The 441-nt window shown below is 68.0% G+C and carries 1 protein-coding gene; it reads right to left on the bottom strand.

What is annotated here, in order from left to right; translation table 11 throughout:
- Nucleotides 1-441, bottom strand: a 441-nt coding sequence (locus ACU8YC_RS27850; RefSeq protein WP_446896376.1) for a hypothetical protein, incomplete at both ends; no start/stop codon positions are given.

The following is a 441-nucleotide window of genomic DNA, read 5'->3' as shown; positions in this document are numbered from 1 at the left end:
ATATTGGCCCCGTTCGTTGTCGCACCAGACGCCGCGCCGGCAGGCGCGACCGTCTGAGTAGGCGCCGACGCTGCGGCCGCCCTCAGGCCCGCGCCGATTGCGGGAAGCCGACTTTGTGTCCCCCCGGCGTCGATTGCGGCAAGACGACGTTGCGCATCCGCAGTGAGCTTCACGCCGCCGTCAGTCTTGTATGAGTCGACTTCCTTCTGCGAAATCGAGCTGAACGCATAGATCGCGGCAGCGAGCGTTCCCAGCGCGAGAACGGCGATGCCGATCGGGGATGCCAGCAAGCCGATAGCACCCATCAGGCCGCTCGCCCCTGCGCCGCCGATCGTGAGCGCCAGGCGCGCGATTCCAGCAATTCCGCCGATCGCCTGCATCGCCAGCGCACGACCGAGGAACAGCAGCCCGCGCGCGCGCAGCCCGAAGGGCCCGAGAATC

The organism is Citrobacter sp. VF227, from assembly GCF_052950715.1.
The sequence above is the reverse complement of the archived record's forward strand: the minus strand, read 5'-3'. Positions and strand labels throughout refer to the sequence as shown.